Origin of the sequence: Lactobacillus sp. UMNPBX17 (assembly GCF_002553735.1) — a bacterium.
GTDB classification, from domain to species: domain Bacteria; phylum Bacillota; class Bacilli; order Lactobacillales; family Lactobacillaceae; genus Lactobacillus; species Lactobacillus gallinarum.
The window spans coordinates 1-8,048 of sequence record NZ_PCYT01000064.1 but is presented as its reverse complement, the minus strand read 5'-3'; the positions used below and the strand labels follow the sequence as shown (position 1 = coordinate 8,048).

Genomic DNA, 8,048 nt, shown 5'->3' with positions numbered 1-8,048 from the left:
TATTTGCCGGACAAGTAGTCCGCATTGCTTAGTTTGCTTTTGTGCATGGTGCGGCGTAGTGCCGCGCGGTTGTAGACAGGAAGGCTCCTCAATAGCCTTAAGTAAGCCAATCGCTCACTATCCCATCCTTCTAATAAAAGTGGGCGATTGGCTTACTCGCTATTGAGGAGACTTCCCATGTGGTCGTTGCCAAAGCGAAGCCGCACCATGCACAAAAGCCTTATATCCTTGAAATAACAAAAAATGCACCTGTATCTGGTGCATTTTTGTGTTCCATGAAAGATATAAGGGTATCAGGAATAGCCCTCCGCAATGCCGTGTCTGCCCTGCGCCGGTCGAGCCACGCCTGCGGACGCGTCTCTCCTTATCGGCTCGGTCAGCCAGTCAAAGCTACAGGCTATTCCTGATACCTAAATTGCACTACTCATTAAAATAGCAATTTTAATGATAGCTGGTATTAACCCGCATTTTTACGACATTTTTACCAGGACCATGTTTTTTACTTTGTGAAATAAAACCGTACACAATTCAAAAAGCCCATAAATTAGGCTTTTTATTTTTGCATATTTACAAAATTCACAAACTTTCCAGGTAACAAAAAAAGCGGTCAGTTGACCGCCGTCCTTAGACATGTCCTTACTCACGCAAGAACATTTCCTCAATCCTATAATTATTATAACATGGTAAAATAAATTTGGCATGTCTATGCCCCTACATCGCTGTAAAAAGCTAGAAAGGAGCAATATCATGCAAGAAGTAATTTTCTCAATCCTAACTATTCTGTTTTTGCACGAACTTCACTTAGTCCTACATGAACTAAATGAAATGCTTAAGCGTTAAAAGTAATGCATTAACAGACCAAAGCCGTCCTTCGGGGCGGCTTTTTTGGTAGCAAAAAGGCGATAGAATCGCACAAACGTGGGTTCCATCGCCTTTGGTAATTTGGTATAATATACCTAAATCAATAAAAAAAGCACTTACAGAATTGGTAGTTCGGGCAGGTGCTTTGATTAATATTTCGTTTGATAATATTATACAACAAGTTTTCCCTTGGTCAAAGGGCAAACTCTATTTAATGCAACACGAATAATTAATTAAAGCCCCTGCAAGTGCTTCACACACAGAAAGGGGCTTTTAAAATGCCAAAAAAGAATTATTACAATGTCAATCAAGAATATGCTGAGAAGTTTTACCAGCTTCCTATGGTCTTCTTTACCAATGAAAAGTATAAGCCACTGAAATTAGAAACTAAGGTGGCATACGCAATCCTTAAAGATCGTTTCTCCTACTCCGTTAAAAACAATTGGGTTGACGACAATGGCAATATTTACTTCATCTTCACTAACCAAGAGTTAATGAACATGCTTAATTGCGCTAAGGAAAAAGTAGTTAAGATCAAAAAGGAACTAGAAAAAGCAAATTTACTTGAGCAAAAAAGAATTGGATTGAATCAACCTAATAGATTATATTTGCTCCGACCAGAAGTAAATGCCGACGATGTGTACCTAATTTCACACCACAATGACCCCTCAGCCCTACAGCCACAAGGAAGTTCGATTTTCGAACTTCCAGACCACAAGGCCTCAGCCCTACAGCCACAAGGAAGTTCGATTTTCGAACTTCCGGAAAACGGGGCCTCAGCCCTACAGCCACAAGGAAGTTCGAAAATCGAACCCTATCTATACTATACTTCTTCTGAAGATACAATTAAGACACAGGAAAATACTCAATTAGATTTCTCCCCAAGTAATTACACTCCTGCAGAAATCGATGCACAAAATAAAGACTTAGTAAAAAATGCTGCTAACTACTACACTCAAACTGATACAAAAGACACAGTTATCTTTAACCAAGATACTTATAAACTGTTAAGTATGTGGGTTAAAACTCCTAAAGATTTGGCTAGAATAACTGGCATCGTTCTTAATGCTAAGAACAGTGTTGTTAAGGAGTTAAAAAAGCAAAATATAAAATATGCTGAAGCTGTTTTGAATATTGATGGTAATCGTAAGTTAAGTTCAAGTGATATTCAGTTCCTCAATGAAATGGGAATCGAGCCTCATAAACTACAAAAAGAAATCAGCAATACGATGAGACGGGTACTTAATCGGACGCGAAGAATATATGACGAAGGTAAAAAAGTTAATATCGAAAATTACATCTTTGGAGCTTATAAGAATATGTTCCAGAATTACGCGGATGAAATTCTAGAAAAAAGAGAAGCTATCAGCAATTAATATATGCGTGCATCAATGCGCACTAGTGCAAACAAAAGGAGAAAATTATGTCTAAAAAATTCTACACAGTCGCTGATATTGCAAAGTCTACAGGCTATAATCGTTCAACAATTACTCGTTGGCTGGCTAAGCATAAAATTAAAAATGCACAGATGAAAGGTAATGCACCTTTATACTCTGCACAAGTGTTAGAAGACTTTAAGAAAGCCCATGATAATAGGGATACTAAGCCAGATGCAAAGGAAGCTTTGATGCAGGAAAAAAATGCGCGCATTAAGGCACTATCTGAAGAAGTGGAATTCTTAAAATCACAGCTGGCTATTAAAGATCAACAGATAGATACAGCTAATAGATTAGCTGACCAGGCACAGAAATTAAATCTCGCTGATAAACCACAACTAATGCATAAAGACAGTGATGAGACGAGCTCTGAGAAGTTAGATTCAGATAAAAAGACTGATAAACACTGGTATAGTTGGATTTTTAGATAGATTAACTAAAAATGATAAAAAAATGTGTATTAACTATTGATATTTAATGCTAATTTTATAAAATGATAAACAAATTGAAACAAGCCTATTCTGGAATAAAGCAATAGGTATTATTATTTTTTGTAAACATTTAGTATGTTTGCGTTTTATAAGGAGTGAGAATAATGAAATTGAAAAAGGTTGTATTCACGTCATTAGTAACGCTTCTGTTAAGTGTTCCCACTGCTGAAGTAGTTTCAAATAGTGTGCAAGCTGCCGAAGTGACATCTTCTTCGACTCAAACGGCTTCTGATAGCAGTACACAGACTTTTCAAGTACCAACCAATGGTATTTCTTTTCAGAATGAACAATCATTAAATGAATCAAAAATTGGTTGGGGAAAAGGTGCTAAGGTTGCAGTTAAAGCAGTATTAAAAAATCGAAATAAATTAGTTAGTGCCGTAGGAAAAGTGGCAGGAAGAAAAGCTGCTGTAGAAGTTGGAAATGTTCTCAATAAAGTTACTCCCACGCTAAGAAAACTTTCAAGATGGGAAGATTTATCATTTAAGGCAGTTCAAGATCAAATTGCTAGTGCATTAATCGCATCACATGTTAACCCAAGTACCGCTAGAACATTAGCATATTGGATTAGATTAGGTCTGGAGTTGTTGGTCTAAAATGCATGAATCTGATGAATTAACATATACACTGTATTTGATGAGATCCGTTTTGCGTGATTGTATTGATAAACTGGATTTCCCACCTAATAGAGAAGCATTTCTCTTGTACTATGGGATTTCTTCAAAACAATCTGATGAAATTGACAAGCTATTTTTGGATATTCTCAGACAGAAGGACAAAATTAGTTTTACAGATTTCAAACAGATACTGAATGAAAAATTGGATACTGATTTTGACTCTCAGATTGTTAAAGCAATGTTGCAGGCATATAAAGATTATCAGCCATTGGCTATTTCAAAAATTATTGAGTAATACAATTCTATTTAATTATGGCTTTGCACAAAGCATAACTATTTGTTATAATAAAACCACATCAAGAAAGACATAAATTTAAGAAAAGAAACTAAGCAATGATGTATCGCGAAGAAAGTAATCGCAGAGAAAGCATCATTGCTTTTTTTGATGCTTTCGCAAGTAATTTTCGAGTTTCACACTCTCGACCTTTAACAGAAATCAATCTAAGAAAAAGGAGTGACTAAAATGGCACAAACCGCAGAATTAGTAGACAGAAAAGCTAAATTTGTGATGGGAACTAAGCTTGCTAAGGGCGGCCAGTATAACTTTACCCTTCAAAATTTGAAGGATGGAGCAACACCAGATGCAATTTATGCAGTAAGCGAAGCTTTAACAGATGTTTTTGACGCATCATGTGATGAAATCTATGCAGTAGACAACTCACGTGTTGTCCCACAAGCTTAATCATAGAAAGGAGAATAGACCATGAAGAAGGTTTTAAAATTAAAGTTTAAGACTGCAGAAGACAAAACTAGCATGATCACTGTTAGATATCCTAAGCAGGATCTTTCAGCTGAAACTGTTAAGTCTGCTATGCAAAAGATCGTTGATGCCGCAGCCTTTGAAAAAGACGGCGTAGCTATCTACGCTAAGGTTGTTGGTGCTGAGTACTACACCACTCAAACTGACGATATCTTTGCATCAGATGCAAAAGCTGAATAATGCTTAAGGGAAGGGATTTGGTTCCCTTCCCGTTTTTTGTAAGGAGAGAAAATGAAGGACTATCTAAATTTAGTAGGATATGCTCAGCCCATATATCGTAAATGTGAGCTTTGCAGTCGGGTTAAGGATGTCAGCTACCGCTTGGATGTTAAAAACGCTGAGAGCTCAAATATGCTGGTCGGATCGCTCGATTTATGCAAGGTTTGTGCTTCAAACATGGGTGAGATTATCCGGAAAGGATAAGATATGGACATTTTTAAGATGATTATGGATCAAGCTGCTGGGGTGGCAATCGCAATTTTGCTGATAATGCGCATAGAAACTAAGCTGGATGGGCTTACAAATGCTGTTATCAAGCTATCTGAAGCAATTCGGCCCACTGGCAAAGATTCATTGTAGACACACGACCAATTTCTATATTTACGCAAATGGAAAAAATCGAAGAATTTTTAGAAGATATGCGTGCTGAAGGTCGCGCCGAGGGGACTTTACGAGAATATGAGCGAAGATTGAAAAAGGTAAAAAAAATGGGCATCGACCTAGAAAAGTGTTCACGGGTTTCTACAATCCGTGGAATTTTATCGACAATCCATGTATATTTGGTTTGGTCATATAGCAAAGGGTATATTTCTGAGGTGCCGATCAGACCTGCGGATTACCCTAAAAATGTCAAAGTCAAACGAATCAAACGTTTGACCGACGAAGAACTGAAGATTTTTAAAGCTTACATCGATGGTCTTCAGGAAAATGCGAGAGCCGCCTTTTGGCTCATGTATGGCAGTGGGTGCCGTGTAGGCGAAGCCGCGCATCTTCGGCCAGAAGACATCACTCTGCGCGGAAAAACCGTCTACATCGACATTCACGAAGCCAAGTGGGGCAGCGATAGATGCATACCGATTATCGATCAGACAGCAGCAGAAATAGTTTGGAAGTATCGTGCCGAGCTAGAAGTCGATAATCGCCCGCTTTTTAGAGTATCTAAGCGGACTTTGCAAGGCTATGCCACAAATTTTGCCAAAAAGACCGGCATACCTTTTCACTGTCACCTGCTTAGACATACCTTTGCGGCGCTTTTAACTGAAAAAGGAGTGCCACTGACAACTGTGCAGTATTTGCTTGGACATAAAAGCCTTGGTATGACTGCGCACTATGCTCAGTCTGCACTAGTAGATTTGAGCGATTTAACACCGAAAATTGAATTATAGGAGAAGATTAGAGATGAATGATATTAAGTTACTTGGAAGATTAACAAATGCACCTGAATTAAAGAAAAGTTCCAACGGTCGTGACTATGCTTGGTTTACCGTTGCCGTACCTCGACAAAATAATCGAGATGAGGCGGATTTCATCAGGTGCGTTGCTTTTGACAAGCTAGCAGTTGCGACTGCCCAGCATTGCGGAAAGGGTCGACAGGTCTTGTGTCAAGGTCGTCTCCAAGTTTCTACTTCAATTGACGATGATACCAAGTGTGTCAGATATCATCATACAATCGTGGTATCGACTATTAATTTCTTACATGATCCAAATAGATCCACTGCTATGGAAACCAAAATGGCAGCGTAGTTAACTAAAACTAAAGGGCTGTCAACGGTACCGCAGGACTTGCAAAGTCCGAGGATAAGGAGTTGACAGCTTTTTTCGCTTTAAAGCTATAAACAAGGAAACCAACAAAGTTGGCTTCCTTGCCTAGCGGCGAGCGTGGGGGTTGGGGCTAGCCCCAAGAAAAAGAAGAGTTTCGTACTTAACACCCCCTATTACTAATAGGGGGGTAATAGGGGGGTAATAAATACATGAATGCAGAAAAAAAGGATAGAGACAATGTTAAAAGTACAAATTGACTGGCTAGAGTTTACCGTGCTTAACACTCAATTACCCAAGGTGATTAACACGTTAGATCTTGGTTGGATGGATTTTTCACCGTTGGCCAAGGGAAGATTCGGGTACCATAATCAACTCAAATGGCAAGGTGGCAGTATTTTCGTCATGTTTACCGCCAATTCTGATGTTGTTGACCTGGATACTAAAATCAACCCGCAGAGCGGCATACACGTCATGATTACAGGACAAGGCTGCAGACAATACTCCGCAAAGCATGATCTAATGCACCTTATCCGCGTCCTCTCAGCACATGAACGCGTGAATTTTACGAGAATTGACCTGGCAGTCGATGATTTTGAATCAAAAATAGTCAGTTATGACAAAATTCACGATGCCGCGATCAAAGGGCACTTTACCTCTCGCTGGAGTAAATGGGACGAAGTCACGTCAAGACAAACGTCGACCAATGCATTTTTAGGTAGGACGATGTATTTCGGCTCTCAGGCTTCAGATCTTTTTTGCCGAGTATATGACAAGACGCTAGAGCGTAAGATTAATTCAGATCAGAAAGATATTCCTGAAAAATGGACACGCCTTGAAATGGTTTATCGCAAAGATCGCGCGAAAAAACTGGTAGATCACATGATAAATGGTCATAAATCTCCAGGCTACGTGCTGAGAGGAAGCCTCAAACAGTACTTACGATTTATTTTGCCGATAGCTGATCGAAATCAAGCCAGATGGCCCACGGCTCCTTGGTGGAGTGAACTTTTATCAAATGTCGAAAAACTACAGCTCACAATTGAAAAAGAAGATAAAACAATCGAAGACATGATTTCTTGGGTCGACCGTCAAATTTCTCCAACGCTTTCAGCTATTTTAGAGGCTCATGAGGGTGATTTAGCCTGGTTTAGATCAATTCTAGTCGAAGGCTCAAAAAGGCTCTCACAGAAGCATAAAGACGCAATTACACAATTTTTACAAAAGGAAGGAACTCCAGCATAATGTCACAAATGACTACTACAATTCAAACTCCACCAAGAACAGTAACTACCCAAAATTACCCTAGAATGGCTTATTGTTCAGCTATTACCACATCAACCCCTGAACACTATGAACGCTTGAAAATGCTTGGTATTAATACAGTAAGTGTGTGCTTGCACGTTTCAGGATTTGAGTATCATAAATTTGCAACCATTCATACTGACCTAGCGCGTAAGGCAGAGATGACCACACATGCTTTTATGATTACTGACCTTCATGAGCATATTGATGATGTCATTGCTTTTACCAAGCGTTTGGTAAAGCTCTATTACACCAGTAAGAGCAAAATTACCCTTTTGATAAACAGCGATAGATTCTGCAAGAATCGTGAAGAACGGATTATCGAAATGATCGATTTACTCTCTCGTTACCACGACCGCTCCTGCATTGATCTAGCCTTCTTCAAGCGTGACCTAGATGATGGCTTGTATGATCTGTCTAAACTGCCGAAAATGATTAATTTAACCATTATTAATTGCGGTGCCAAGGCTTCAGGCGTCCCGGAAGCTGGCACATGGGTTTATACTGATGAAGTGGAGGGCGATGTACAGTATCTGGCCTATGATTATTACGGCTACTATACTGACGACAGCGGCTATCAGCTTTCCTTGGTCGACTTTGACTATGTGGCACAACCTGGTGATACCTGGTACTCAATTGCATGCAGACATGGCATGCCTGTAGTTGATTTGCTCGCACTCAATCGGGCGATAGCAGAAGATCGCATATTTGCCGGACAAGTAGTCCGCATTGCTTAGTTTGCTTTTGTGCATGGTGCGGC

11 protein-coding genes are annotated in these 8,048 nt (G+C 39.4%); all 11 read left to right on the top strand.

All coding sequences use genetic code 11. The annotated features are described in order from the left end of the window. Positions 1–1,139: 1,139 nt before the first annotated feature. The 11 genes from CP368_RS08540 to CP368_RS10850 all read left to right on the top strand — a co-directional run bounded on the left by CP368_RS08540 (position 1,140) and on the right by CP368_RS10850 (position 8,025). Complete coding sequence (locus tag CP368_RS08540) at positions 1,140–2,237, top strand: replication initiator protein A (protein ID WP_087712501.1); 1,098 nt, start codon at positions 1,140–1,142, stop codon at positions 2,235–2,237. A gap of 47 nt (positions 2,238–2,284) precedes the next feature. Continuing rightward, the gene (locus CP368_RS08535) at positions 2,285–2,728 is read left to right on the top strand and encodes a hypothetical protein (protein WP_087712500.1); all 444 of its coding nucleotides are present in this window, start codon (positions 2,285–2,287) and stop codon (positions 2,726–2,728) included. A gap of 164 nt (positions 2,729–2,892) precedes the next feature. Next, entirely contained in the window at positions 2,893–3,384 is a 492-nt protein-coding gene (locus tag CP368_RS08530; RefSeq protein WP_089143124.1) for a hypothetical protein, read from the top strand. A 1-nt stretch (position 3,385) separates the two neighbouring features. Beyond that, the gene (locus CP368_RS08525; RefSeq protein WP_087712498.1) at positions 3,386–3,700 is read left to right on the top strand and encodes a hypothetical protein; all 315 of its coding nucleotides are present in this window, start codon (positions 3,386–3,388) and stop codon (positions 3,698–3,700) included. A 228-nt stretch (positions 3,701–3,928) separates the two neighbouring features. After that, positions 3,929–4,147 carry a hypothetical protein gene (locus CP368_RS08520; RefSeq protein WP_087712497.1) on the top strand — a complete coding sequence of 73 codons (219 nt, stop codon included), beginning with the start codon at positions 3,929–3,931 and terminating at the stop codon, positions 4,145–4,147. Positions 4,148–4,168: 21 nt separating this feature from the next. Next, on the top strand, positions 4,169–4,405 hold the full coding sequence (locus CP368_RS08515) for a DUF2922 domain-containing protein (protein WP_087712496.1): 237 nt from the start codon (positions 4,169–4,171) through the stop codon (positions 4,403–4,405). A 246-nt stretch (positions 4,406–4,651) separates the two neighbouring features. Further along, positions 4,652–4,804: a YvrJ family protein gene (locus tag CP368_RS08505; protein ID WP_087712505.1), complete on the top strand. Its 153-nt coding sequence runs from the start codon at positions 4,652–4,654 to the stop codon at positions 4,802–4,804. A gap of 29 nt (positions 4,805–4,833) precedes the next feature. Further along, positions 4,834–5,610: a site-specific integrase gene (locus CP368_RS08500; RefSeq protein ID WP_233185850.1), complete on the top strand. Its 777-nt coding sequence runs from the start codon at positions 4,834–4,836 to the stop codon at positions 5,608–5,610. A gap of 13 nt (positions 5,611–5,623) precedes the next feature. After that, positions 5,624–5,968, top strand: a complete 345-nt coding sequence (locus CP368_RS08495; protein ID WP_089150218.1) for a single-stranded DNA-binding protein — start codon at positions 5,624–5,626, stop codon at positions 5,966–5,968. A gap of 255 nt (positions 5,969–6,223) precedes the next feature. Continuing rightward, complete coding sequence (locus tag CP368_RS08490) at positions 6,224–7,228, top strand: replication initiation factor domain-containing protein (protein WP_233185849.1); 1,005 nt, start codon at positions 6,224–6,226, stop codon at positions 7,226–7,228. After that, positions 7,228–8,025, top strand: coding sequence for a LysM domain-containing protein (locus tag CP368_RS10850; protein ID WP_233185848.1), 798 nt, complete (start codon positions 7,228–7,230; stop codon positions 8,023–8,025). Before CP368_RS08490 ends, CP368_RS10850 begins: the two co-directional genes overlap by 1 nt. Positions 8,026–8,048 lie beyond the last annotated feature (23 nt).

Coding starts and splice junctions, on each gene's coding strand:
- CP368_RS08540 (WP_087712501.1), top strand. CDS start 1,140: ATGCCAAAAAAGAATTATTACAATGTCAATCAAGAATATGCTGAGAAG.
- CP368_RS08535 (WP_087712500.1), top strand. CDS start 2,285: ATGTCTAAAAAATTCTACACAGTCGCTGATATTGCAAAGTCTACAGGC.
- CP368_RS08530 (WP_089143124.1), top strand. CDS start 2,893: ATGAAATTGAAAAAGGTTGTATTCACGTCATTAGTAACGCTTCTGTTA.
- CP368_RS08525 (WP_087712498.1), top strand. CDS start 3,386: ATGCATGAATCTGATGAATTAACATATACACTGTATTTGATGAGATCC.
- CP368_RS08520 (WP_087712497.1), top strand. CDS start 3,929: ATGGCACAAACCGCAGAATTAGTAGACAGAAAAGCTAAATTTGTGATG.
- CP368_RS08515 (WP_087712496.1), top strand. CDS start 4,169: ATGAAGAAGGTTTTAAAATTAAAGTTTAAGACTGCAGAAGACAAAACT.
- CP368_RS08505 (WP_087712505.1), top strand. CDS start 4,652: ATGGACATTTTTAAGATGATTATGGATCAAGCTGCTGGGGTGGCAATC.
- CP368_RS08500 (WP_233185850.1), top strand. CDS start 4,834: ATGGAAAAAATCGAAGAATTTTTAGAAGATATGCGTGCTGAAGGTCGC.
- CP368_RS08495 (WP_089150218.1), top strand. CDS start 5,624: ATGAATGATATTAAGTTACTTGGAAGATTAACAAATGCACCTGAATTA.
- CP368_RS08490 (WP_233185849.1), top strand. CDS start 6,224: ATGTTAAAAGTACAAATTGACTGGCTAGAGTTTACCGTGCTTAACACT.
- CP368_RS10850 (WP_233185848.1), top strand. CDS start 7,228: ATGTCACAAATGACTACTACAATTCAAACTCCACCAAGAACAGTAACT.